At 72.2% G+C, this 25,591-nt stretch carries 11 protein-coding genes and 1 riboswitch; of the genes, 1 reads left to right on the top strand and 10 read right to left on the bottom strand.

Going from position 1 to position 25,591, the window contains the following annotated elements; genetic code table 11:
* Nucleotides 1–29: 29 nt before the first annotated feature.
* The 7 genes from OGH68_RS30835 to OGH68_RS30805 all read right to left on the bottom strand — a co-directional run bounded on the left by OGH68_RS30835 (nt 30) and on the right by OGH68_RS30805 (nt 20,313).
* Nucleotides 30–806: an ABC transporter ATP-binding protein gene (locus OGH68_RS30835; protein WP_264248600.1), complete on the bottom strand. Its 777-nt coding sequence runs from the start codon at nt 804–806 to the stop codon at nt 30–32.
* Nucleotides 803–1,816 (bottom strand): FecCD family ABC transporter permease, encoded by a 1,014-nt coding sequence (locus OGH68_RS30830; RefSeq protein ID WP_264248598.1) that lies wholly within the window; start codon nt 1,814–1,816, stop codon nt 803–805. Before OGH68_RS30830 ends, OGH68_RS30835 begins: the two co-directional genes overlap by 4 nt.
* Nucleotides 1,813–2,850, bottom strand: a complete 1,038-nt coding sequence (locus OGH68_RS30825; RefSeq protein ID WP_264248596.1) for an ABC transporter substrate-binding protein — start codon at nt 2,848–2,850, stop codon at nt 1,813–1,815. The genes OGH68_RS30830 and OGH68_RS30825 overlap by 4 nt, the downstream gene beginning before the upstream one ends.
* Before the next feature lie 37 nt (nt 2,851–2,887).
* A riboswitch (cobalamin riboswitch) is annotated at nt 2,888–3,085 on the bottom strand.
* 128 nt (nt 3,086–3,213) lie between these two features.
* Nucleotides 3,214–3,423 carry an MbtH family protein gene (locus OGH68_RS30820; protein WP_264248594.1) on the bottom strand — a complete coding sequence of 70 codons (210 nt, stop codon included), beginning with the start codon at nt 3,421–3,423 and terminating at the stop codon, nt 3,214–3,216.
* Entirely contained in the window at nt 3,420–17,663 is a 14,244-nt protein-coding gene (locus OGH68_RS30815) for a non-ribosomal peptide synthetase (protein ID WP_264248593.1), read from the bottom strand. The genes OGH68_RS30820 and OGH68_RS30815 overlap by 4 nt, the downstream gene beginning before the upstream one ends.
* Before the next feature lie 140 nt (nt 17,664–17,803).
* Nucleotides 17,804–18,847, bottom strand: coding sequence for an iron-siderophore ABC transporter substrate-binding protein (locus OGH68_RS30810; RefSeq protein WP_264248591.1), 1,044 nt, complete (start codon nt 18,845–18,847; stop codon nt 17,804–17,806).
* Between the two features lie 113 nt (nt 18,848–18,960).
* The gene (locus OGH68_RS30805) at nt 18,961–20,313 is read right to left on the bottom strand and encodes a lysine N(6)-hydroxylase/L-ornithine N(5)-oxygenase family protein (RefSeq protein ID WP_264248589.1); all 1,353 of its coding nucleotides are present in this window, start codon (nt 20,311–20,313) and stop codon (nt 18,961–18,963) included.
* A 251-nt stretch (nt 20,314–20,564) separates the two neighbouring features.
* On the opposite strand from OGH68_RS30805, the gene OGH68_RS30800 reads away from it, so the two are divergent.
* On the top strand, nt 20,565–21,512 hold the full coding sequence (locus OGH68_RS30800; RefSeq protein ID WP_264248588.1) for a methionyl-tRNA formyltransferase: 948 nt from the start codon (nt 20,565–20,567) through the stop codon (nt 21,510–21,512).
* A gap of 84 nt (nt 21,513–21,596) precedes the next feature.
* Here the strand turns inward: OGH68_RS30800 and OGH68_RS30795 are convergent, their stop codons facing one another.
* The 3 genes from OGH68_RS30795 to hydA are packed head-to-tail and all read right to left on the bottom strand — an operon-like array spanning nt 21,597 to nt 25,590.
* Nucleotides 21,597–23,135, bottom strand: coding sequence for an NCS1 family nucleobase:cation symporter-1 (locus tag OGH68_RS30795; protein ID WP_264248586.1), 1,539 nt, complete (start codon nt 23,133–23,135; stop codon nt 21,597–21,599).
* 34 nt (nt 23,136–23,169) lie between these two features.
* Nucleotides 23,170–24,171 (bottom strand): TIGR03842 family LLM class F420-dependent oxidoreductase, encoded by a 1,002-nt coding sequence (locus tag OGH68_RS30790; protein WP_264248584.1) that lies wholly within the window; start codon nt 24,169–24,171, stop codon nt 23,170–23,172.
* A gap of 12 nt (nt 24,172–24,183) precedes the next feature.
* On the bottom strand, nt 24,184–25,590 hold the full coding sequence (gene hydA, locus OGH68_RS30785; protein ID WP_264248582.1) for a dihydropyrimidinase: 1,407 nt from the start codon (nt 25,588–25,590) through the stop codon (nt 24,184–24,186).
* Nucleotide 25,591 lies beyond the last annotated feature (1 nt).

Below are 25,591 nucleotides of genomic sequence, written 5' to 3'. Positions count from 1 at the left end.
GGCGCGCTGCCGGGACGCCGCGTGCGGTCTCACCTACGGGCGCCGATGCCCACCACCCGGATGTGCGGGCGGCCGTTCGCGTCCGGGTCGCCGACCACGGCCCGCACGCCGTAGACGTCGGCGATCCGGCCCTCGGTCAGCACCTCCCACGGGGTGCCCTGGGCCACCAGCCGCCCACGGTCGAGCAGGACGACGTGATCGCAGTACATCGCGGCGAGGTTGAGGTCGTGCAGGGCGACGAGGCAGGTCACGGGGAGCTCGGCGACCAGCTCCAGCAGGTCCAACTGGTGCTGGATGTCGAGATGGTTGGTCGGCTCGTCGAGGAGCAGTTCGCGCGGTTCCTGCGCGAGAGCGCGGGCTATCTGGACGCGTTGGCGCTCGCCTCCGGACAGGGTGCGCCACGGCTGCCCGGCGCGATCGGCCAGACCGGTGCGCTCGAGCGCGGCCTGAACGGCCTTCTCCTCCCCCGGCGCGGCGGGCGCCCAGGCGCGCCGGTGCGGGATGCGCCCCAGGCGTACGACGTCGGCGACGGTCAGCTCGACGAGGGTGTCCGCCTGCTGCTCGACCACGGCCACGCGACGGGCCACGTCCCGGCGGTGCAGCCCGTGCAGCGGATCGCCGTCCAGGGTGACGACCCCCGAGGCCGGAGCGAGGACCCCGGCGAGCAGACGCAACAGTGTGGACTTCCCGGATCCGTTCGGCCCCAGGAGCCCGGTCACGGCGCCGGGGCGCAGGCCGAGGCTGACGCCGTCGAGGATCAGCCGGCCGTCGGCCGTGCGTGAGACGCGGTCCGCTTCGAGTGTCATGAGGTGGCCTTCCGGGCCCGGTAGAGCACGAGGACGAAGGCGGGCACGCCGACCAGGGAGGTCATGACGCCCACGGGCACCTCCTGGGGTTCCAGGACGGTACGGGCGAAGGTGTCGATCCACACGAGGAAGACGGCTCCGCCCAGCGCGGCGGCGGGCAGCAGCCTGCCGTGGCCCGGTCCCACCAGGGCGCGGGCGGCATGGGGCAGGACGAGCCCGACGAAGCCGATGGCGCCCGCCGAGCTGACCAGAGCGGCCGTGAGCAGCGCCGTGACGGTCAGCAGCACCAGCCGGGTACGGGCCACGTTCACGCCCAGCGTCGCCGCCGCGTCCTGCCCGAAGGCGAACGCGTCGAGGGTGCGGCCGTGTCCCAGGCACACGACGAGACAGAGCGCGAGGGCCACGAGGCAGAGCCGTACGTCGGCCCAGCCCGCGCCGCTGAGCGAGCCGAGCAGCCAGAAGAGCACGCCCCGAGTGGTCTCGGCATCGGCGGAGGTGACCACGACGAAGGAGGTCAGCGCGGAGAACAGTTGCATCGCAGCGACACCCGAGAGCACCACCCGGTCGGTGGTGCCGCCGAGCGTGTGGCTCAGCACCAGCATCAGCGCGAAGGAGACCACGGCGCCGACGAAGGCGCCCCCGGAGATCGAGAGCGCTCCCCCGCCCACGCCGAGGACCACCACGACGACGGCTCCGGTCGAGGCCCCGGAGGAGACTCCGAGGACGAAGGGATCCGCGAGCGGATTGCGCAGCAGGGACTGCATCACCGCGCCGCACACGGCGAGTCCGGCCCCGCACACCGCTGCCAGCAGCGTGCGGGGCAGCCGGAGGTTCCACACGATCCCGTCGCGGATCGGGGTGAGGCCGGAGGCGTCCCCGCCGAGATGGGAGGCTACGGCGGACCAGACGTCGACGATGCCGATGTCCGCCGGGCCGACGGTGATGGCGAGGGCGACGGACAGGACGAGGATCACGAGCCCCACCGCCGTGCGCGACAGGGTCGCCGTCACTTCGTCCTGCCGTGCGCGCGCAGGGCGGCGGCGACCTGCTCGACGCCCTCGACGGTGCGGATCGTCGGATTCATGGCCTGGCCGCTGAGCAGGACGTACCGCTTGTTTCGTACCGCGTCCATGTTCCGGGTGACCGGGTCGGACTCCAGGAAAGCGATCTTCTTCGCGGCGCTCTCCGCGGTCTGCGACTTCCGGGTGAGGTCGCCGATCACGAGGACGTCGGGGTTGCGGTCGGCGACGGTTTCCCAGTTGATCTGCGGCCATTCCTCCGTGGTGTCGTCGAAGACGTTCTTCGCGCCGAGTTCTCGGGTGATGATGCCGGGAGCGCCGCAGCATCCCGCCATATAGGGGGATTCGGAGTTGGCGAACCAGTACAGGAGGGTGACGTCCGAGGCGTCGAGGCCCGCCGTCGCCTTCTCCACCCGTGCCTGGAGCCGGCCGACCAGTTCCTCGCCGCGTTCCTCGACGCCGAAGACGCGGGCCAGGTCGCGCACCTCGCCGTAGACCGTGTCCACGCTCAGTGGTGCGGTGCGGACACCGTCGCCGTCGCCGCTGTTGTCCTTGCCCTGGCAGTCCGACGGGGAGAGGTAGGTGGGCACGCCCAGCTGCTCGAACTGCTCCCGCGTGGCCACACCGCCCTTGCCCAGGGTGGACGCGAACGAGGCGGCGACGAAGTCGGGTTCGGTGTCGAGCACCTTCTCGAAGGACGGGTTGTTCTCCGCCAGCCGCTCAACGCCGGCGTTGGCCTTCTCCAGCCCCTTCATCACGGGGTCCGTCCACATGGCGGTGCCCGCCATCCGGTCGGCGAGGCCGAGGGAGAGCATGATCTCGGTGGTCCCCTGGTTCAGCGAGACCGCGCGCCGCGGCCCGTCACCCGCGAAGGACACCTTCCGCCCGCAGTTGTCGATCACTCGGGACTCGGTGGAGGGCGCCGACGCCGATGGGCCGGACGTGCCCGTGCCGCACCCGGAGGTCAGCAGCAGGGCCCCGCACAGGAGCAGGGTGGACAGGGTCTTGGCGTGCGTGATGGGCACAGCGGATTCCTCAGCGTCGAGGGCCCTTGCGCGAGGCCCGTTCGTACGGTCCGCCAGCAGGTCTTCGGACTCGGGGTCTCCCGGACGAGGCGCCTTCCCGGACCTGTTCCCGTGGTCCAGTGGCTGTGTGCCCGCCCGTCACCCTCACCGCTGCGCGTCAGTTCCGGATTCGCACCGGATTCCCTGACTCACGTACGTCCTCGTACGGAGTGCGACTGGCTTGCGCAAGCTACCACAGCGCCCCGCGAGTCGGCCGGGGAGCGGCCTGGCCTCCCGCCCGGGACGGTCGACGGCGCGTGCGAACGCCGCCGCCCCGCGGCGGGATCGCTCCTCACCGCGGGGTGGCCGCACGGCGGGCCCGCGTCAGCCCTGCCGGGCGACGAGGCTCGCCGGGCGCAGGTCTGTCCAGTTCGACTCCACGTGGGCGAGGCACGTCTCACGGGTGTCCGGGCCGAAGGCGGTCCGCCACCCGGCCGGCACCTCGGCGAAGGACGGCCACAGCGAGTGCTGGTTCTCGTCGTTGACCAGGACCAGGAAGGTGCCCTGCGGGTCCTCGAACGGGTTGGTGCTCATGCGTTGTCACTCCTTTTGGACGGTACGGTGAACAGCTCGGAGAGCGGCCGCTCAGGATCGGCCGCCACGGTGCGCAGCAGCGCCTGGAGTTCGTCGGCCAGCCGCCGCGCCTTGGCGGTGCCCAGCAGGTCGGTCGCGTGGATCAGCCCGCAGTGCACCGGGCCCTCCCCGCGCGGCTCGTAGAAGCTGAGGGTCAGGTCCGCCCGAGCCGAGCCGGTCGGTACGGCCTCCAGCGAGCCCACACCGCCTTCCAGCTGCTCCAGGTCGGCCTGCTCGTGGTGGACCACCATGACCTGCGGCCCCTCGGGCGGCAGACCGGTCGCCCGGGCAACCTCGTCGAACGGGACGTCCTGCCGGTCCAGGGCGCTCAGCGTGGTCTCCCGCACCCGGGTCAGCAGCTCCGCGAAGGTCGGGTCGCCCGCCGTGTCGGTGCGCAGGACGACCGTGTTGAGGAAGCAGCCGACCAGGTCGGCGAGCTGGTCGTCGGTGCGGCCGGCGACCATCGTACCGATGGGCAGGTCGGTGCCGGCGCCGTGGGCGGTGAGCAGGGCTGCCAGGGCCGAGTGCAGCACCATGAACATGCTGGTGCCGGTGGCGCGGGCGAGCCCGTCCACGGCCGCGTGCAGCTCCTCGTCGAGGACGAACCCGACATGGTCGGCGGCTCGGCCGGACCCGTCGGAGGCCGCCGGGCGCGGGCCGTCCGCCGGAAGCGCCAGCTTCGCGGGTACGTCCCCCAGCGTCCGGCGCCAGTAGGCGAGCTGCTGCCCGCCCCGGCTGTCCGGATCGGTGAGGTCGCCCAGGACCTCGTGCGCCCAGCGGGTGTAGTCCGCGTAGGTGACCGGCAGCGGCTCCCAGGCCGGTGCCCGGCCCTCGGTACGGGCCGCGTAGGCCGCGGTGAGGTCGCGGAACAGCGGGACCACCGACCATTCGTCCACCGCGAGGTAGTGCATGGTCAGCAGCAGTGCCTGGCTGCCGTCGGGGCCGGTGAGCAGGCGCGCCCGCAGCGGTGCCTCCGTCTCCAGGTCCGGTGCCTCAGCGGCGAGTTCGGCCAGGCGGGCGTCGAGGCCGGCGCACGACTCCACGGCGAGCGCCGGGGCCTGGGCCGGCCGCTGGAACGCCGCGCCGCTGCGCTCGGTGAACGCTGTGCGCAGCGGCTCGTGCCGGGCCACCACATCGGCGAGGGCGGCGGAGAGCGCGTCCTCGTCGATCCCGCCCGTGGAGCGCAGGACGAGCGCGTGGTCGAAACCGGGGCTCCGGTGGTACGACTCCCACTGCGGGCGCTGGACGGGCGCGACCGGCAGCGGCTCGTCGCGCTCCTGGGCGGGGCGCAGCGCGGGACGGGCGGCGGCCGCGCCCTCCAGCTTGCCGGCGATGCCGGCCACCGTGAGCGCGTCGAAGACGTCCCTGATGCTCAGTTCGACCCCGAACTCGGTGCGGATACGGCCCAGGAGCCTCATCGAGGCCATGGAGTGGCCGCCGAGCGCGAAGAAGTTGTCGTGCACGCCGACGCCGTCCAGCTTGAGGATCTCGCAGAACAGTTCGGCGAGCCGGGCCTGCGTCTCGGTGGCCGGGCGGGCGTCGCCGGTCATCGCCGACCAGTCCGGCGCGGGCAGCGCCTTGCGGTCCAGCTTGCCGTTGGGCGTGAGCGGCAGCGGCCCGCCCAGCGGCACCACGAGCGCCGGGACCATGTACTCGGGCAGCAGCCCGGCCACATGGGCGCGCAGCTGCTGCGGGTCGAGTTCACCGGCCTCGGGCACCGCGTAGCCGATCAGGCGGACGATGTCGCCGTCGCGGTCGGGCAGTACGGCGGCCTGGGCGACCGACGGGTGTCCGCCGAGCGCCGCCTCGATCTCGCCGAGTTCGATCCGGAAGCCCCGCACCTTGACCTGGGTGTCGACCCGGCCGAGGAAGTCGAGGTTGCCGTCCCGGCGCCAGCGGGCCCGGTCACCGGTCCGGTACATCCGGCTGCCGGGCTCCCCGAACGGGTCGGCGACGAACCGTTCCGAGGTCAGACCCGCCTTGCCGAGGTAGCCGCGGGCGAGGCCGCGCCCGGAGACGTACAGCTCGCCCACCACACCGGGCGGGACGGGCCGCAGACGGTCGTCGAGCACGTAGCAGCGCGTGTTGGGGTCGGGCCGGCCGATGGGGACCCGGCCGGACGGGCTGCCGCCGTGCTCGCGGGCGGGCCACAGCGTGGAGTTGACCGTCGCCTCGGTGAGGCCGTAGGCGCAGATCAGGTGGGCCGTGGCGCCGAACCGCTCGAACAGGTCCGGCGGCACGGTCTCGGTGCCGACCAGGACGGTCGACCCCTCGGGCAGTTCGCAGCCGGGCGGCAGCGCCGACACCAGGGACGGAGGCAGGATCATGTGCGTGATCCGCTGGTCCGCGAGGAAGTCGGTGAGCGCCGGTCCGGCGACGCGGGCCTCGTCGGTGATGAGGACGAGCCGGCCTCCGTGGCACAGGGCCATCGACAGCTCGAAGGCGAAGACGTCGAAGCCGATCGACGCGAACTGGAGCACCCGGCTGTCGCGTTCCAGGCCCATCCGGTCGACGGCCGTGGCGACGAGGCTGGAGATGCCCTCGTGGGGCACGACCACACCCTTCGGCCGGCCGGTCGAGCCGGACGTGTAGATCACGTACGCGGCCTGGTCCAGGGCGATCGGGGCGACGCCGAGGGGCGCGTCGGACAGCGCGTCCGACTCGGCTGCCGTGTCCGGGGCGTCGAGGAGGAGCACGGGGACGCCCGCCACGTCGGGGATCTTCCCCGCGACCGGTTCGGTGCCGACCACGAGGGCCGCCGCCGAGTCCTCGATCATGTAGGTGAGGCGGTCGCCGGGGTGGACCAGGTCGAGCGGCAGGAACGCGGCGCCCAGCTTCAGCGCGGCGACCACCGTGGCGATCATGTCCGCCGACCGGGGCACGGCCACGCCGACCACGCTCTCCGCACCGACACCGCGCGCGGCGAGCAGCCGGGCGATGCGGTTGGCACGGGCGTCGAGCTGCGCGTACGTCACCGAGCGGGAGCGGTCGACGACGGCGACCGCGTCGGGCCGCTCGGCGAGCCGCCGCGCGAACAGGGCCGGGAACGACTCCTCGTCCACCTCGCGCGCAGCGCCGTTGAATCCCTCCAGGACCAGCCGCCGTTCGTCGTCGGCGAGGATCTCCGCCTGCGACAGGGGCTGTCGCGGGGCGGCGACGAGCGCCGCGACCAGCCTGCGGAGCCGGTCGCCGAGCCGCTCCGCGGTCTCCTCGTCGAACAGTTCGGTGGCGAACTCCAGACGGCAGTTCAGCGAGCCGGTGCCGCCGTCGTCCGGGGTGTGCTCGGTGAAGCTGAACACGAGGTCGAACTTCGCTGAGCGGATCCGGAACGGCACGTACTCCAGCCCGAGGCCGGGGAGTTGCAACTCGGCGCCGGTGCGGGCGTGGTAGCCGACCATCACCTGGAACAGCGGGTTCCGGGAGAGGGAGCGCGTCGGGTTGAGCTTCTCGACGACGGACTCGAACGGCACGTCGGCGTGGGAGAACGCCGCCAGGTCGGTCTCGCGGACCCGGGCGAGCAGCTCGGTGAAGCTGGGGTCGCCGCTGACATCGGTGCGCAGCACCAGGGTGTTGACGAAGAAGCCGACCAGCTCGTCCAGCGCCTCGTCGCTCCGGCCGGCGATGGGCGAGCCGAGCGGGATGTCCGTGCCGGCGCCCATGCGGTGGAGCAGGGCGGCGACGGCCGCGTGCACCACCATGAACATGGAGGCGCCGGTCTCGCGGGCGAGACGCTTCAGCCCCTCGTGGACCCGGGCGTCGAAGTCGATGTCGAGCTCGGCGCCGGTGAACGCCGGGCGGGCGGGCCTGGGCCGGTCGGTGGGCAGTTCCAGCTCCTCCGGGGCCCCGGCCAGCGTCGTGTGCCAGTAGTCGAGCTGCCGGGCGGCCAGGCTGCCCCGGTCGGCCGGGTCGCCGAGCAGCCGCTGCTGCCACAGGGCGTAGTCGGCGTACTGGACGGGCAGCGGCTCCCAGTCGGGTGCCGCGCCGTCGAGGCGCGACGCGTAGGCGGTGGCCAGGTCCCGCAGGAACGGCCGGTCCGACCACTCGTCGGTGGTGATGTGGTGCAGCAGCAAAACGACGACGTGGTCCTCGGGCGCCAGCTCCACGAGCGTGGCCCGCAGGGGCAGTTCGGCGGCGAGGTCGAACGGCCTGCCCACGGCCGCGTCGATGACGGCAGGCAGTTCCTCCTCCGCCGCCCGGACGCGCTCGACCACGGGGCGTGCCTGCTCGGCGGGCAGGACGCGCTGGAACACCTCGCCGTCGGGCGATGTGGAGAAGACCGTGCGCAGGGCTTCGTGGCGGGCCGTCACATCGGCGAGGGCGGCGGTCCACGCCTCGGTGTCGAGGGTGCCGCGCAGCCGCATGACCAGCGGAAAGTTGTACGCGGCCGAGGTGCACTCGATCTGCTGGACGACCCACAGCCGCTGCTGGGCGTGGGACAGCGGCAGCTCGTCCGGCCGCTCGCCGGCCGTGAGCGCCGGGCGGGCGGCGCCGCCGGACCGGGCGGCGCGCTCCACCAGCTCCGCGACGGTGGGCGCCTCGAAGAGATCCCGGATGGCCAGCTCCGCGTCGAGCGCGGTTCGGGCCCGGCTGACGAGGCGGGTGGCCAGCAGCGAGTGGCCGCCCAGCTCGAAGAAGTCGCTGTCGATACCGACGCGGTCCTCGGGCAGACCCAGCACCTCGGCGAAGAGCGCGCAGAGCGTCTCCTCCCGCGGCGTGCGGGGCGCGCGGCTCGGTCCGGTCCCGGCGAAGTCGGGGGCGGGCAGGGCCTTGACGTCGAGCTTGCCGTTGACGGTCAGGGGCAGCGTTTCGACGGTGACGAGAGCGGACGGGACCATGTAGTCCGGCAGGTCGGCCTTCAGGTGGTCGCGCAGCCGCTGGACCAGGCCCTCGCCTCCGTCGGTCCCCTCCTCCGGTACGACGTAGCCGGCCAGGCGCTTGGTGCCCGCCCGCTCCGTCACGACGACCGCGGCGTGCGCGACCTCCGGGTGCGCGGAGAGCGCGGTGGAGATCTCGCCCAGCTCGATGCGGTAGCCGCGGATCTTGACCTGGTCGTCGGTGCGGCCGAGGAAGTCGAGCAGGCCGTCCGGCCGCTGCCGTACGAGGTCGCCGGTGCGGTACATGCGCTCCCCGGGCTCGCCGAACGGGTCGGCGACGAACCGCTCGGCGGTCAGGGCGGGACGGTCGTGGTAGCCGCGTGCCAGGCCGGTGCCGGCGATGTACAGCTCGCCGGGGCAGCCCGGCGGGACGGGGCGCAGCATCGTGTCCAGCACGTAGGCGCGGGTGTTGCGGATCGGCACGCCGACCGTGGAGGTGGCGCTGTCGGTGGTGGATCCGCCGAGCGTGTTGATCGTGTACTCGGTCGGGCCGTACAGGTTGTAGCCGTAGGTGCCCTCGGTGCGGCGCAGCCTTGTCCACACCGTGTCGGGGACGGCCTCGCCCCCGAGCAGGACCAGCGCGGGACGGTGCTTACCGGCCTCCTCGTCCCGGTCGAGCAGGCCCTCCTCGATGAGCAGCTGGGCGTAGGTGGGTGTCACGTTGACGACGTCGACGCGGTGCTCGTCGCAGTAGGCGACGAGCGCCTCGGCGTCGCGGCGCAGCTCCTCGTCGCAGACGTGCACCTCGTGGCCTTCGACGAGCCAGAGCAGCTCCTCCCAGGACATGTCGAAGGCGAAGGACACGGTGTGCGCGATGCGCAGCCGGCGCCCGCCGGCTGAGGCGATGGCCGGGGCGAAGATCTCCTTCTGGTGGTTGAGCTGCATGTTCGTCAGCCCGCGGTACGGGGTGACGACGCCCTTCGGCCGGCCGGTCGAGCCGGAGGTGTAGATGACGTACGCGGGGTGCTCCAGGCGGTCCGGCAGGTGGTGCGCGAACGCGGGCCGCTCGGCGTCGGTGATCCGGCCGCCCGGGAGGGCGGCCAGTTCGGCGGCCACGGTCTCGTCGTCCAGGAGCAGTTCGGGCGCGGCGGGGCCGGCGTCGCCGCGAAGCGTCGGGGCGACGGCGGTGGTGGACATCAGGCACAGCGGCCCCGTGTCCTCCACCATCAGCCGCAGCCGGTCGGCGGGGTGGTCGAGGTCGAGCGGCAGGTACGCGGCACCGGTCCGCAGTACGGCGAAGAGCGCGGCGACCATGTCGAGGGAACGCGGCAGCGCGAGCGCCACGACCTTCTCGGGTCCGGCGCCCCGTGCGAGCAGCAGCCGGGCCAGCCGGTTGATGCGGGCGTCCAGTTCGGCGTACGTGAGGGCGCGTTCGCCGAAGACCAGTGCCACCGCGTCCGGGGTGCGGGCGACCTGGGCCGCGAGCATGTCGGCGACGGTCTCGTTCGCCACCGGTTCGCGGCTGTTCGCCCAGCCGGCGACCAGCGCGGCACGCTCGTCGGGGAGCAGCAGGTCGACGCCGGCGGCCGGGGTGGGGCCGCCGCCCGCGAGGGCTTCGGTGAGCCGGTCGAGCACGGCCGTGAACCGGGTGAGGATCGTGCTCGCGTCCTCGGCGCCGAACAGGTCGGGGCGGGCGGCCAGGGTGACGCGCAGCCGGGTCTCGGGCGTGACGATGAGGGTCAGCGGGAAGTGCGTGCCGTCGACGTTGGACACGTCGGTGATGCCGTGCCGCTGCCGCAGCTCGGCCGCCCGCTCCTCGCCGTCGGCGGAGCGCAGCACGAACAGGGTGTCGAAGAGCCTGCGGTGGCCCGTCTCCTGCTGAAGGGTGCCGAGGCCCACGTACTCGTACGGCATGACGGCGGCGCGCTCGGACTGCATGCGCCGCAGCAGGTCGAGCAGGGGCTCGTCCGGGCTGAAGGCCACCCGCGCCGGGACGGTGTTGAGGAACATGCCGATGATGCCGGCCACGTTCGGCACGTCCGCGGGCCGTCCGGCGACCGCGGTGCCGAAGGCGACGTCGTCGCGGCCCGTCATCGCCGAGAGCACCAGGCCCCAGGCCGCGTTCAGCACGGTGTTCATGGTGAGCCCGTGCCGCCGGGTGAGGGCGCGCAGCCGGTCGCTGGTCTCCCGCGTGAGCACGGCGTCGTAGTCCGCCGGGATCACGGGCCCGGCGTCGCGGCCGGACGGGGCGACGAGAGTGGGCTCGTCGAAGCCGGAGAGTGCCCGGCGCCAGGCGTCGAGGGCGGTCGTGGTGTCCTGCTCGTCCAGCCAGGCCAGGTAGTCGCGGTACGAGCCGGGCGCGGGCAGACCGGTGGTGTCGCCGGCCCGCTCGTACAGGGTGAACAGCTCCTCCAGGAACAGCCACGCGGACCAGCCGTCCCACAGGATCAGGTGGTGGGTGACGACGAGCCGGTCCCGGCCGTCGCCGAGCCGGAGCAGCAGCAGCCGGCACAGCGGGGCCGAGGACAGGTCGAACCGCTGCCGCCGGTCGGCCGCGAGCAGTTCCTCGGTCCGGGTCCGCTGCTCGTCGGCGCAGAGGCCCGAGAGGTCGGCCTCGACGAGCGGTATCTCCGCGCCGTCCACGATGAACTGGACCGGGCGGGAGAGGCCGTCGCTGGCGAATCCGGCCCGCAGGCTGATGTTGCGTTCCAGCAGCGCCCGGCAGGCGGCGCGCAGCCGGCCGGCGTCGATCCGGTGGCCGAGGTCCAGGGTCTCCTGGGACAGGTAGACGTCGAGCGCGTCGCCCGCGTCGTAGGTGGCGTGGAAGTACATGCCCTCCTGGAGCGGGGAGAGCGGCCAGATGTCCGCGACCGGCAGGCCCGCGGCGGCCTCGACGCGTGCGGTCTCCTCCGGGGAGAGCTCGAGTCCGCCCAGTGGGGCGGGGGCGGAGGGCTCCTCGGCGGTGGGGGCGGCGGCGGAGGTCAGCTGGTCGAGCAGGGCCCGCAGGGCGGGGTCGACGGCCGCACCGGACTGCGCCTGCTGGGCCAGCACGGCCTGGAGGGCGGCTGCGGCCTGTCCGGCGTCGGTGGCGGAGACCGTCACCGAGTCGGTGGGCGTGGGCGCGTCCGGCGCGGGCTGCTCCGGCGCGGGCGGCGGTGCGGCCTGTGCGGCGGCGGCGAGCGCGGCGGGGGTGCGGTGCTCGAACACGTCACGTGGGCTGATGGTCAATCCCGTCTCCCGGGCCCTGGTGGCGACGGCGATCGAGGTGAGGCTGTCGCCGCCGAGCATGAAGAAGTCGTCGTCGGCGCCGATTCCCTCGACTCCGAGGACATCGGTGAAGATCCCGCACAGAGCGCTCTCCCGCTCGTCGCGGGGCGCCCGCCCGCCGGCCCGGGGCGCGAGATCGGGCAACGGCAGGGCGTTCTGGTCGAGTTTGCCGCTGGGGGTCAGCGGGAGCTCGGTGAGGGCGACTACGGCGCTCGGCACCATGGTCGCGGGCAGCGCCTCGGCGAGCGCGGCCGTCAGGGCCTCGGTGTCCGGGGCGGCGGCGCCGGGCGCCGGGACGGCGTAGCCGAGGAGTGCGCCGTCGCGGACGATCACGGCTGCGCGGGCGACGCCCGGCAGGGCGGCCAGAGCGGCCTCGATCTCGCCCAGTTCGATGCGGTTGCCGCGGATCTTGACCTGGCGGTCGGTGCGGCCGAGGTATTCGAGGGCGCCGTCGACGCGGCGGCGCACCAGGTCACCGGTGCGGTACATGCGCTCGCCGGGCCCGCCGAACGGATCGGCGACGAACCGCTCGGCGGTCAGCGACGGACGGTCGTGGTAGGCCCGCGCCAGCTGGACGCCCGCGAGGTACAGCTCGCCGGGGACCCCGTCGGGCACCGGGCGCAGGAAGGGGTCGAGCACGTGCAGCCGGGTGTTCCACACGGGCCGGCCGATGGGGACGGCGAGGTCGGTGCCGCCCTCGTAGGGGAAGAAGGTCACGTCCACGGCCGCCTCGGTGGGCCCGTAGAGGTTGTGCAGGGGGACGGGACCGTGCCCGGACCGGGAGGTCAGTTCCCGCCAGCGCCGGGCCTGGTCGCCGGTCAGCGCCTCGCCGCTGCAGAACACCCGGCGCAGGCTCGCCGCCCAGTCAGGGGTGCCGGCGGCGCTCTCCATGACCTGGGTGAACGCGGCCAGCATCGACGGCACGAAGTGCATCGTCGTGATCCGCCGGCCGTGGATCAGCTCGGCCAGGTAGGCGGGGTCGCGGTGGCCGTCGGGGCGGGCGAGGACGACGGTCGCGCCCTCGACCAGGGCCCAGAAGAACTCCCACACGGACACGTCGAAGCTGGAGGGGGTCTTCTGGAGCACCCGGTCGTCGGCGGCGAGCCCGTACTCCCCCTGCATCCAGGCGAGTCGGTTGACGACGGCCCGGTGGGTGACGGCGACGCCCTTGGGGCGCCCGGTGGAGCCGGAGGTGTAGATCAGGTAGGCGGGGTGGTCGGGACCGGCGGCCCGGGCCGGGGTGGTTTCGGGGACGTCCTCGTCGGAGTCGACGAGCAGGTGGTCCAGGCCCGCCACCGCGGGGAGCCGCCCCGCCGCGTCGGCGGTGGTGACGACGGTGCGCGCGCCCGAGTCGCCGAGCATGAAGGCGACCCGGTCGGAGGGGTAGTCGAGGTCGACGGGCAGGTAGGCGGCGCCGGACTTGAGGACGCCGAGGAGGGCGACCATCAGCTCGGCCGACCGGGGCACCGCGACGGCGACGTACCGCTCCGGGCCGGCGCCGCGCGCCCGCAGCCGCCGGGCGAGCGCCTCGGCGCGCCGGTCGAGCTCCGCGTAGCTGAGGGCGGTGTCCTCGAAGGCGACGGCCGGGGCATCGGGGGTGCGTGCGGCCTGCGCGGCGACGAGCGAGACGAGCGTGGCCTCGGGTACGGGGTGCGCGGTGGCGTTCAGCTCGGTGAGGTGCTCGCGCTCGCGGTCGGAGAGCAGGGCGGTGCGGGCGACCGTACGGCCGGGCTCGGACACCAGGGTGTGCAGCAGTGCCGTGAACCGGTTGGCGAGCACGGCCACGGTCACCTGGTCGAGGCGGGACGCGTCGTGCTTGAACCGCAGCAGCAGGCCGTCGCCCGGCTCGACGATCAGCGCGAGCGGGTAGTGCACGGCGTCGGACACCTCGGCGCCGGTGATGCGCAGCGCGCCCGGTTCCCGGCCGGCCGGCATGTCACCGGTCGGGTAGTTCTCGAACACGACGAGCGTGTCGAAGAGTTCGCCGCCGCCCGCGATCCGCTGGATGTCGGCGAGGCCGAGGTGCTGGTGGTCGAGGAGCGCGGCGTGCTCGTCCTGGACACGGCGCAGCAGGTCGGTGAGCGGCTCGTCGGCGCGCAGGCTCACCCGTGCCGGGACGGTGTTGATGAACAGCCCCACGGCGGTGTCCAGCCCGGCGACCTCGGTCGTCCGGCCGGACACGGTGGTGCCGAAGACGACGTCGTCGCTGCCGGTGAGCGCACCGAGGAGCAGACCCCACAGGCCGTGGACGACGGTGCTCAGGGTGAGGCCGTGGGTCCGCGCGAAGGCGGTCAGTTCGGCGGTGAAGTCCTCGGGCAGCCGGGTGTCGACGTGCTCGGGCCTGGCCTGAGCCGGCTCGTCGTCCGTCGCCGGGAAGAGGGCCGGCAGCCGGGTCGGCTCGTCCAGACCGGACAGGGTTTGCCGCCACGCGTCGCGTGCGGCGTCCCGGTCCCGCGCGGCGAGCCACGACAGAAACGGCTGGGGCGCGACCGGCTCGGGCAGGTCTTCGCCCTGGTAGGCGGCGGTCAGTTCGCGCAGCAGGACGGAGACCGACCAGCCGTCGGCGATGATGTGGTGCAGGGTGAGCAGGAGCCGGTGGCGCCCGCCGTCCCGGATCAGGGTGGCGCGCAGCAGCGGCGGCCGTGCCAGGTCGAACCGTTCGGCCCTGTCGGCGTTCAGCAGGTCGTCGAGCGGGGTCTTCGAGGTGTCGGCCTGCCGCCACGGGAGGGTCACCCGGCCGGCGAGCCGCTGGACGACCTGCCCCCCGGGCAGCTGGCGGAACGACGCGCGCAGCAGCGGGTGCCGGTCCAGGAGCAGTTGCAGGGCCTGCCGCAGCCGTTCGGGGTCGACGTGGCCGTCCAGTTCGAGGAGTTCCTGCACCACGTAGAGGTCGGCGGACCCGGCGTCGAACTCGGCGTGGAAGAAGAAGCCTTCCTGGAGCGGGGAGACGGGCAGGGCGTCCTCGTCGAGCTCGACCGGGGCCACGGGTTCCGTGCCGCCCGCCGCCCCGCCGGCGATCCGGGCGAGCGCGGCCACCGTACGGAGCCGGAAGACGTCGCGCGGGCTGATGGTCAGTCCGGCCTCGCGGGCGCGGTTCACGAGCTGGATGGCGACGATGCTGTCGCCGCCCAGTTCGAAGAAACTGTCGTGGACGCCCACCGACGGCAGTCCGAGGACGTCCGCGACGAGCGCGGCGAGCGCGGTCTCGGCGGGGGTGGTGGGCGCGTCCGCGCCGATCATGGCCGTCCAGCGGGGCTGGGGCAGGGCGCGCCTGTCGAGCTTGCCGTTGGGAGTCAGCGGCAGCGGGCCGTCGAGGACGACGACGGCGGACGGCACCATGTAGTCGGGCAGGGAGTCCGCGACCCGGGCGCGGGCGGCGGTCACAGCGGCGTCGGTGTCCGTGCGGTCGTCGTCGCCGACCAGGTAGGCGACGAGGCGCTTGACGCCTCGGTGGTCGTCGCGGACGAGTGCGGCGGCCTGGGCGATGCCGTCGCAGGCCATGAAGGCGCTCTCGATCTCGCCCGGTTCGATCCGGTGGCCGCGGATCTTGACCTGGCCGTCGGCGCGGCCGAGGAACTCCAGGTTGCCGTCGGCGCCCCAGCGGACCCGGTCGCCGGTGCGGTACATGCGGGTGCCCGGCTCGCCGTACGGGTCGGCGACGAACCGGTCCGAGGTCAGCCCGGGACGGCCCAGGTAGCCGCGGGCGAGGCCGCGCCCGGCGACGTACAGCTCCCCCTCGGCGCCGATGGGGACGGGGCGCAGGGCCGTGTCGAGTACATAGGTCCGGGTGTTGGGGTCGGGGCGGCCGATCGGGGCGGGGCCAAGGCGGCCTGGCTCGGCGCGCCACAGCGTGGAGTTGACGCTCGCCTCGGTGAGGCCGTAGGCGACGACGACCTGGACCCGGCCGGCCCAGCGGGCGATGAGCTCGCTGGGCACCGCCTCCGTGCCGACGACGAGGACGGCCCCGTCGGGCAGTTCGCACTCCTGCGGCAGCGCCGAGACGAGCGACGGGGGAAGGATCATGTGCGTGGCGCGGTGCCGGGCGATGTACTCGGTCAGGGCGGGGCCCGCGACGCGGCGCTCGGTGGGGACGACGATGATCCGGCCGCCGACGCACAACGACATGATCAGGTCCCAGACCGTCACGTCGAAGCCGACGGAGGCGAACTGCACGACGCGGCTCTCGTCGGTGATGCCGATGCGGTCGGTGGCCGTGGCGATGAGGCTGCCGACACCGTCGTGGGGGACGACGACTCCCTTGGGGCGGCCCGTGGAGCCGGAGGTGTAGATGACGTACGCGGCTTGGTCCAGGGCGACCGGCAGACCCGGGTCGGTGTCGTCGAGGGCCGCGCAGGTCTCCGCGGTGGCCGGGTCGTCGACGACGACGTGCGTCACGCCCGGCGCGTCGGGAAGCGCGTCCGCGAGCTCCCGGGCGGTGATCACCGTCCGCGCCCCGGCGTCGGACAGCATGTAGGCGATCCGGTCCTGGGGGTGGTCGGCGTCCAGCGGCAGGTAGGCGGCGCCGGCCTTCATCACCGCGAGCAGCGACACCACAAGTTCCGGGGAGCGCGGCAGGGCCACGGCGACGACGTCCTCGGCGCGCACACCGCGGGAGACGAGGAGCCGGGCCAGCCGGTTGGCGGCGGCGTTGAGCTCCGCGTACGTCAGCTCCCGGTCCTCATGGACGAGTGCGACCGAGTCGGGCGAGCGGCGTACCCGCGCCTCGAAGGCGGCGGGCCAGGACAGTTCGGGCACCTCACGCGGCGCCACGCCGAACTCGTCGAGCAGGCGGGAGCGTTCCTCGCCGGACGTGAGCTCGATGCGGCCGACCGGGCGGTCGAGGTCCTCGAGCAGGGCGTGCAGCAGCGCGAGGAAGCGGCGCTCGTGGTCGCCGAGAGTCCGCTCGTCGCAGACGCCGGCGTCCGCGTCGAGGTGCACGACGACGCCGGTGCCGCCCCGGGTCTCGGCGAAGCTGAAGGCCAGGTCGCTGACCGGGCCGAGCCACTCCGGGCGGAGGTCGGCCTGATGGTCCGCGAACCGCAGGTCCTCGGGGCGGGGCAGGATGTTGACGGTGGGGCCGACGAGCTCCGGCACGCCGTCGACGAGCCCGAGGTCCTTGGCCAGGTCCTCCGCGCGGTACCGACCGTGCGCCACCGCGTCGGCGACCGCGTCGCGCACCTCGGCGACGAGGGCGGACCCGGTCGTACCGGGGCGGACGGTCAGGCGCAGGGGCACGATGTTGGAGACCATGCCGGGGACGGCCGCCGACACGGCGTCCCGGCGGGCGGCGATCGGCAGGCCGAGGACGAGGTCCTGCTCTCCGCCTGCGCGGTGCAGGTAGGCGGCCACGGCGGCGACCAGGAGCCGGGACGGCCGGACACCGGCACGCCCGGCGGCGGCGCGCAGTCGCTCCGTCGCTTCGGGGGACAGTTCGGCCGAGCGCCTCAGTCGCCGGGCCATGAGGGACGGGGCGCGTTCGACGAGGCGCACGGGCTCGGGCCGGCCGGCCATCCGCTCCCGCCACCAGGCGCGGTCCGCCTCGTACTGCTCGGAGGTGCGGTACGCCTGCTCGGCGGCCACGAGCCGGTCGAGGGACCAGTCGGGGCGTGCGGGGGCCTGCTCGCCCGACGTGTAGATCTCGCCGGCCCGGCGGGTGACGAGAGCGACGCCCATGCCGTCGAGGACGATGTGGTGGTAGCGCTGGTACCACCAGACCCGGTCGTCCGCGAGCCGGAGCAGTGCCTGGGCGAAGAGCGGGCCGCAGGCGAGGTCGACGGGCCGGTCGCGGTCGGCGGCCATCCAGCCGGCGGCTGCCTCCTCCGGGGACGGAACGCCGCGCAGGTCGACGACCGGCACCTCGACAAAGACGGCGCCGGCCGTCTGACGCGGTCCGCCCTCCCCCGGCGTGACGCTCACGTGCAGGCACTCGGCCTCCCCGACGGCCTGCCGTACGGCGGCGGTGAGGCGGTCGAGGTCGATGTCGCCACGCAGGTCCAGGGCGAAGACGATGTTGTAGGCAGAGCTGTCCGGCTCGATCTGCTGGGCAAGCCAGATGCCGGATTGCCCGCCGGTCACGGGTGTCCCGGAAGCGGATGTCCGGTCCGACTCGACGTCAAACATCGTACGAAATGGCCTTTCCCTGGTGGTGCATCGGTGGTGGGTGGTCCGGTCGGCGGTCAGGGGCGGACCGCGGTGGTACGGGGAGGACGACCGCGCGACGGCGTGCCGGATCGGCACGCCGTCGCCGGGGCGTCCAGCCCTTACTTGACGGCCGTCAGCAGCGGCTCGATCTCGTCGATCGCGTAGGGGATCGAGAGGACCGTGTTGAAGGAGAACGCGGCGCCGATGTCCGGGTTCTGGTAGGGCACGAACAGGTCGCGCTTCTCCTTGTGGACCTTCAGGTTCTTGTAGAGCGGCTCAGCCTTGATCCGCTCGTTGGCCTCGGTGCTGGAGGTCACCCAGACCAGCCGGTCGACGTCGAGCACGTTCAGCTTCTCGGCGCTGAGTTCGGCGACGTTGTAGCCCGGCTTGGCCAGCTTGTCGATCTCCGGCTTCAGCTTGAAGCCGAGCTCCTGGAAGAAGATCGACTTGGGGTCGGTCTTGGTGAACGCCGAGTACTTGCCCGCCTCGAAGCTGTCGGCGACGGCGAGCGTCTTCTCCGCGAACTCGGGGTGCTTGTCGCGGACGGCCTTGAACCGGGCGTCGATGCCGGCGATGAGCTTCTCGGCCTCCGCGTCCTTGCCGAGCGACTTGCCGATCTGGCGGGTCATGACCTGCCAGGAGGCGCCGTAGTCGGGAAGGTCCTTGGGCTGGGCGACGACCTTGGTGAACTTGGAGAGCGTGTCGTACTGCTCCTTCTTCATCCCCGAGTACTGGGCGATGACCAGGTCCGGCTTCAGCGCGGCGATCTTCTCGATGTTGTACTCGTCGCGCTCGCCCACGATCTCCGGCTTGGTGGACCCCCACTTGTCCTTCGTCCACGGCCACTTGCCGTACGGGGTCTCCTTGAACCAGTCCACCGCGCCGACCGGCTTGATGCCGAGCGCCAGCACCGCGTCCTGGTCGGAGAGCCCAAGGGTGACGACCCTCTTCGGCTCGGCGTCGATCGTCGTGCTGCCGTACTTGTGCTCCACCGTCACCGGGAAGGCGGTGGACTTCGAGCTCGCCCCGGCCGAGGGCTTGGCCTCGTCCTTCTCGGCGCCGCCCCCACAGGCGGACAGAGCGAACGCGGCGGCGGTGGCGACGGCCACGCGGGGGATGTTTCTGACGAACCGCGTCAGCGCGGGGCGTGTTCCAGTGGACACGGATGTTCCTTTCACGGGGTTTCACCTTGCGTGCAGGCCCGCCGTGTAAGACGGCGCTACCGGCGGGCAGAGCGTGTGGGGGGTGGCCAGGAGGAGCTTGGGGCCAAGGGGGTCTAGCGGACCGATCCGATCCCGTCGGCGACCGGACGGGCCTCTTCCTGGACGGGCTGTGAACCGCGCTCGAGGATCGAGTCCAGGATCTCGCCGACCCTGATCGCGGTGTTGGAGAGCAGGGACGACGTGATGCCGTGGGTGTGCTCGGTGCCGCCCTGGAGGTAGATCCCGCACCGCAGCCGGGGGTCCGTCGTCACGCGGTAGTCGCGCTCGACCCCGACGCGGCCCTGTTCGTCCCGCCGGCAGTGTTCCGCGACCTCGCCGAGCAGCTTCAGGGGCTCGGCCTGGCTGTAGCCGGTGGCGAGCACCACGACGTCGGCGTCCAGCACGCTCTCCTCGCCGGTGACCAGGGACTTGACGGTGGCGCGGACCTTGTCCCCGGTCTCCTCGACACCGGTCAGCCGCGAAACGTTGAGGAAGCGCAGACGCTCGGTGCCGAGGACCTTCTCCTGGTACGCCTGGCGGTACAGGTCGTCGATCAGATCGATGTCCACCACGGAGTAGTTGGTGTTGCCGTGGTAGTCCATCAGCTTGCGCTTGATGTCGTCGGGCGCGGTGAAGTACTCGTCGACGGCCTGGGGGTCGAAGATGCGGTTGGCGAAGCTGCTGTCGTCGGCGGGGCTGTAGCCGTACCGGGAGAAGACCGCGCAGATCTCGGCCCCGGGGAAGCGGCGGTGCAGATACGCCACGTTCTCGGCGGCGCTCTGGCCGGCGCCGACCACGACGAAGCGGGCGGGGTCGGCGCCCTGGAGACTGTCCACCTTCGCGAGCAGGTCGGAGTTGTGCCAGACGCGGTCCGTCCGCTCCACGCCCTCCGGCATGAGGGGACGCAGCCCCGTGCCGATGACGAGGTTGCGGGCCCGGTGGACCACGGTCTCCGCACCCGAGCGGGCGGTCACGTCGAGGTACTCCACCACTCCGTCGCGTTCGACGGGCTCGATGGCGATGACCTCGTGGCCGTAGGAGACCATGTCGTCGACCTTCGCCGCGGCCCACTCGAAGTAGTCGTGGAACTCGACGCGGAGCGGGAAGAGGTTCTTGTGGTTGACGAAGTCGATCAGCCGGCCCTTGCTCTGCAGATAGCGGAGGAAGGTGTACTCGCTGGACGGGTTGCGGAGCGTCACCAGGTCCTTGAGGAAGGACACCTGCATCGTCGCGTCGTCGATCAGCATGCCGCGGTGCCAGCCGAAGCTCGGCTGCCGCTCGAAGAAGTGAGCAGTGACCGCCTCCTGCCTGCCGACGCGCGCGTTGTGCTCACTGAGCGCGATCGCCATGGCCACATTGGACGGCCCGAAGCCGATACCTATGAGGTCGTGGATCAGAGGTGCGTCGCCAGGAAGAACCTGTGACATGTCACTCCCATCGTGCGGGACAGCCGCCTGTCAGGCGTGGATGAAAAAGAACGAGACGCCGAGCCCGCCGTTGACCCCGGCCAGCCGAACTTAGGTAAAGCTAACCTGACCTGAACCGACCTGTCGACAGGACGAAACGGACAAGGGGGTGACCATGACGTCGAACAGGACTGAAACCGGGGCTCGTTGCATCCTTAGGTAAGCCTTGCTTTACTTGTCGCCGGTCATTCGCTCTCCTGAGGAGGAACCCCATGCGGGTCGTCATGTTCGGTTACCAGACCTGGGGGCACCGCACCCTGCAAGCGCTCCTGGACTCCGAACACGACGTGGCAATGGTCGTGACCCACCCGAAGAGCGAGCACGCCTACGAGAAGATCTGGAGCGACTCCGTCGCCGACCTCGCGGAGGAGCACGGCGTCCCCGTCGTCATCCGCAACCGGCCCGACGACGAGGAGCTGTTCCAGCGGCTGAAGGAAGCCGACCCCGACATCATCGTGGCCAACAACTGGCGTACGTGGATCCCGCCGCGCATCTACACACTGCCCCGGCACGGCACGCTCAACGTCCACGACTCGCTGCTGCCGAAGTACGCCGGGTTCTCCCCGCTGATCTGGGCCCTCATCAACGGCGAGCAGGAAGTCGGCGTCACGGCCCACATGATGGACGAGGTCCTCGACGCCGGCGACATCGTCGACCAGCGCGCGGTGGCGGTGGGGCCCACCGACACGACCACCGACCTGTTCCACAAGACCGTCGAACTCATCGCCCCGGTCACCATCGGCGCCCTGGGCCGGATCGCCTCCGGAGAGACCGAGTTCACCCCTCAGGACCGCTCCCGGGCCACGTTCTTCCACAAGCGGGCGGAGGAGGACATCCGGGTCAACTGGGACTGGCCCGCCGCCGACCTGGAGCGCCTCGTCCGCGCCCAGTCCGCCCCGTACCCGAGCGCCTTCACCTTCCACAAGGGCAAGCGCCTGGAGATCGTGTCCGCGGTCGTGTCCGAGGGCCGCTACGGCGGCACCCCCGGCCGGATCTTCTACCGCGAGGGCCAGGGCGTGGTGATCGTCGCGGGCGCCGACGCCCGCACCGGCCGCAACCACGGCCTGGCCATCACCCGCGTACGGACCGAGGACGGCCGCGAGCTGCCCGCGACGGAGTACTTCACCTCCATGGGCGGTTACCTCACCGGCCGTCCCTGACGGCCTTCAGGGGATGACCGACCGGTGAGTGCGCGGGATGATCCGCGCGCCTCGCCGGTCGGGGCCGCACTCCACGAGGGGCCGTCACCCCGCCGGGTCTGCATCGTGCCGTACCTGACGGCTCATCAGCAGGACGTACACGATGAGCGATGCTCCGAGGCCGACGGCCCAGCCGTAGTCGGCGAGGGGCTTGAGGAAGGGGATCAGGCCGTCCTCGGGGAACGGGCCCTTGCCCGGGGCCGAATGGGAGCCGCCCACCGCGAGCACACCGCCGACCACGAAGGCGGCGACGGCGCGCATGTTCCAGCCGGAGGTGTACCAGTAGGCACCGCCGGGAGTGTAGAGGGCCCGCAGGTCGAGCACGGTGCGGCGCACCAGCCAGTAGTCGGCGATCAGGATGCCCGCGACCGTGCCCAGCATCCCGCCGACCAGGCCGAGCCAGGTGAAGATGTACAGCTCGGGGGTCTCGGTCAGCTTCCACGGCATGATGAGCACGCCGACGACCCCGGTGATCAGCGCGCCCGTACGGAAGTTGACGAGGCGCGGCGCGAGGTTCGCCAGGTCGTACGCCGGTGAGACGACGTTCGCGGCAATGTTCACCGAGATCGTGGCGACGAGTACGGTCACCAGCGCGAAGAGCAGGCCGAAGACGTTGTCCGTCTTGGCGGCGAGCGCGACCGGGTCCCACACGGCGACGCCGTACACGGCCTGCGAGCCGGAGGTGACGAAGACCGACAGCAGGGCGAAGAGCGTCATCGTGGTCGGCAGCCCGAGCGTCTGGCCCCAGACCTGGGCGCGCTGGCCCGCGCCGAAGCGGGTGAAGTCGGGGATGTTCAGCGACAGGGTGGCCCAGAAGGCGATCATGCCCATCAGGGACGGGAAGAAGACCGGCCAGAAGTCGGCGCCCCAGCCGAGCTTCGACGGTTGGTCGAGGAGCGGGCCGAGGCCGCCCGCCTTGGCGGCGATCCACGCCAGCAGCACCAGAGCGCCGACGATGACGAACGGCGCGGCCCAGTTCTCGAACCGGCGCAGGGCCTCCATCCCCCGGTAGATGATGGCCAGTTCGAGCGCCCAGAAGAGGACGAAGCAGAGCCACAGCGTCCACGGCTGGCCGCCGACCTCCGCCGCCTGTGCCCAGCCGCCGAAGATCTTGCCGAGAAGGACGAAGATGCCCTGGCCGCCGATCCAGGTCTGGATCCCGAACCAGGCACAGGCCACCCCGGCCCGGATCATCGCGGGCAGGTTGGCGCCGCGCAGACCGAAGGAGGCGCGGGCGAGCACCGGGAAGGGAATGCCGTACTTGGGCCCGGCGTGGCCGGTGAGCAGCATCGGCGCCAGCACGATGACGTTGGCCAGCGCGATGGTGAACACGGCCTGCTTCCAGTCCATGCCCAGCGCGACCAGACCGGACGCGAGCAGCCAAGAGGGGATGTTGTGGGCCATGCCGACCCAGAGGGCGGCGAAGTTGTAGGTGGTCCAGCGGCGGCGGGCGACGGGGACGGGCAGCAGGTCGTCGTTGACGAAGCGGCTGTCGGCGAAGTGGGTGCCCGGCGGGATCTCGACGCGTCCCGCCTGGTCGGCTATGAGTCCTTCGGAGGGCGCGGGCGGGACGGTCTCGGTCATGCAGGTGCCCTTTCAGCCGACCGTCATCCGACGGTCATCCGGTGAGTGCGGGGATGATCCGCTCCCCGTAGGCGTCGATCGTCGCCTCCTTCGCGTCGTGCATGTCGTAGACGGCGAACTGGTCGACACCGAGGTCGCGCAGGGCCTGAAGCTTCTCGATGTGGGCCTCGGCCGGGCCGAGAAGGCAGAAGCGGTCGACGATCTCGTCGGGGACGAAGTCGGTGGACGGGTTCCCGGCGCGACCGTGGTGGCTGTAGTCGTAGCCGTGCCGCTCCTTGATGTACGCGGTCAGCGCCTCCGGGACCATGTCGGAGTGCTCGCCGTAGCGGGAGACCAGGTCCGCGACGTGGTTGCCGACCATGCCGCCGAACCAGCGGCACTGGTCGCGGGCGTGCGCCAGGTCGTCGCCCACGTACGCGGGGGCCGCGACGCAGATGGTGACGGCGTCCGGGTCGCGCCCCGCCTCGGCCGCAGCGGCGCGCACGGCCTTCACCATCCACTCCGTCAGATACGGGTCGGCGAGCTGGAGGATGAAGCCGTCGGCCTTCTGCCCGGCGAGGGCGAGCGCCTTCGGCCCGTACGCCGCCATCCAGACCGGCAGCTTCCCGTCCCTGACCCACGGGATGCGCAGCGGCTGCCCGTCGACCTCGGCCTCGCGTCCCTCCGCGAGGTCGCGGATGACGTCGATCGCCTCGCCGAGCCTGGCCAGGGTGTTCGGTTTGCGGCCGGCCACCCGCATCGCGGAGTCGCCGCGGCCGATGCCGCAGACGGTGCGGTTGCCGTACATGTCGTTGAGCGTCGCGAAGGTGGAGGCGGTGACCTCCCAGGTGCGGGTGCCCGGGTTGGTGACCATCGGTCCGACGGTCAGTTTCGTCGTGTGCTCCAGGATGCGGCTGTAGATGACGAACGGCTCCTGCCACAGCACCGCGGAGTCGAAGGTCCAGCCGTAGCGGAAGCCGTTGCGTTCCGCGCGTCGCATCAGTCCGACGACCGCGGACGCGGGAGGGTCGGTCTGCAGGACGAGTCCGAAGTCCATGGCGGGGCCTCCCTAGTGGTCGAGGTACTGGCAGGTGGAGCGGGGGATGTAGACGCCGTGTCCGGCGCGTCCGGTGAAGGTCCGCCCGTCGATGACCACTTCGCCGCGGGACAGGACCGTCTCCACCCGTCCGGTGACGCGCCGGCCCTCGTACGCCGAGTAGTCGACGTTCATGTGGTGGCTCTCCACGGACAGGGTCTGCTCGGCGTGCGGGTCGTAGATGACGATGTCGGCGTCGGCGCCGGGCGCGATGGTGCCCTTCTTCGGGTAGAGGCCGAACATCCTGGCCGGGGTGGCGCAGGCGATCTCGATCCAGCGGCGGCGGGTGATGTGACCGTCGACGACGGCCTGGTGGAGGAGGTCCATGCGGTTCTCCACCCCCGGCAGACCGTTGGGGATCTTGGAGAAGTCGCCCCGGCCGAGCTCCTTCTGGCCGGTGAAGCAGAACGGACAGTGGTCGGTGGAGACCACCTGGAGGTCGTTGGTGCGCAGCCCGCGCCACAGGGCAGCCTGGTGCTCGCGCGGCCGCAGCGGGGTGGAGCACACGTACTTCGCGCCCTCGAAGTCCGGTTCGGCGAGGTTGTCGGTCGACAGGAACAGATACTGCGGGCAGGTCTCGCCGAAGACGGGCAGGCCCTTGTCGCGGGCCGCCGCCAGCTCCGCCACGGCCTCCTCGGCGGAGACGTGCACCACGTACAGCGGGGCGCCGGCGACGCGGGCGAGCTGGATCGCCCGGTGGGTGGCCTCTGCCTCCAGCAGCACCTTGCGGACCTCGCCGTGGTACCGCGGGTCGGTGCGGCCCTCGGCGAGGGCCTGCTCGACGAGCACGTCGATGGCGATGCCGTTCTCCGCGTGCATCATGATCAGGCCGCCGTTGACGGCCGACCGCTGCATGGCCCGCAGGATCTGCCCGTCGTCGCTGTAGAAGACGCCCGGGTAGGCCATGAAGAGCTTGAAGGAGGTGATGCCCTCCTCCACCAGCAGGTCCATCTCCTTCAGCGACTGCTCGTTGACGTCGGAGAGGATCATGTGGAAGGCGTAGTCGACGGCGCAGTTGCCGTCGGCCTTGGCGTACCAGGAGTCCAGCCCTTCGCGCAGGGCCCGCCCCACGGACTGGACGGCGAAGTCGACGATGGTGGTGGTGCCGCCCCAGGCGGCGGCCCGGGTGCCGGTCTCGAAGGTGTCGGAGGCGAACGTTCCGCCGAACGGCAGTTCCATGTGGGTGTGCGCGTCGACGCCGCCCGGGATGACGTACTTGTTGGTGGCGTCGATCGCCCGCGCGGCCGTCCAGCCTTCGGAGACGGGCGAGTTGTGGGCGGCGATCGCGGCGACGCGGCCGTCCTCGACCAGGACGTCGGCGTGCATCTCGTCGGCGGCGGTGACGACCAGACCGCCACGGATCAGGGTGCGGTTGCTCATG

It is taken from the genome of Streptomyces peucetius (assembly GCF_025854275.1).
Classification (GTDB): domain Bacteria; phylum Actinomycetota; class Actinomycetes; order Streptomycetales; family Streptomycetaceae; genus Streptomyces; species Streptomyces peucetius_A.
This window is presented reverse-complemented; position numbering and strand designations above follow the sequence as displayed.

Excerpts from the sequence above, each read along its gene's own strand:
- OGH68_RS30835 (WP_264248600.1), bottom strand. The coding sequence starts at position 806 with ATGACACTCGAAGCGGACCGCGTCTCACGCACGGCCGACGGCCGGCTG.
- OGH68_RS30815 (WP_264248593.1), bottom strand. The coding sequence starts at position 17,663 with ATGTTTGACGTCGAGTCGGACCGGACATCCGCTTCCGGGACACCCGTG.
- hydA (WP_264248582.1), bottom strand. The coding sequence starts at position 25,590 with ATGAGCAACCGCACCCTGATCCGTGGCGGTCTGGTCGTCACCGCCGCC.
- OGH68_RS30800 (WP_264248588.1), top strand. The coding sequence starts at position 20,565 with ATGCGGGTCGTCATGTTCGGTTACCAGACCTGGGGGCACCGCACCCTG.
- OGH68_RS30820 (WP_264248594.1), bottom strand. The coding sequence starts at position 3,423 with ATGAGCACCAACCCGTTCGAGGACCCGCAGGGCACCTTCCTGGTCCTG.
- OGH68_RS30805 (WP_264248589.1), bottom strand. The coding sequence starts at position 20,313 with ATGTCACAGGTTCTTCCTGGCGACGCACCTCTGATCCACGACCTCATA.
- OGH68_RS30795 (WP_264248586.1), bottom strand. The coding sequence starts at position 23,135 with ATGACCGAGACCGTCCCGCCCGCGCCCTCCGAAGGACTCATAGCCGAC.
- OGH68_RS30790 (WP_264248584.1), bottom strand. The coding sequence starts at position 24,171 with ATGGACTTCGGACTCGTCCTGCAGACCGACCCTCCCGCGTCCGCGGTC.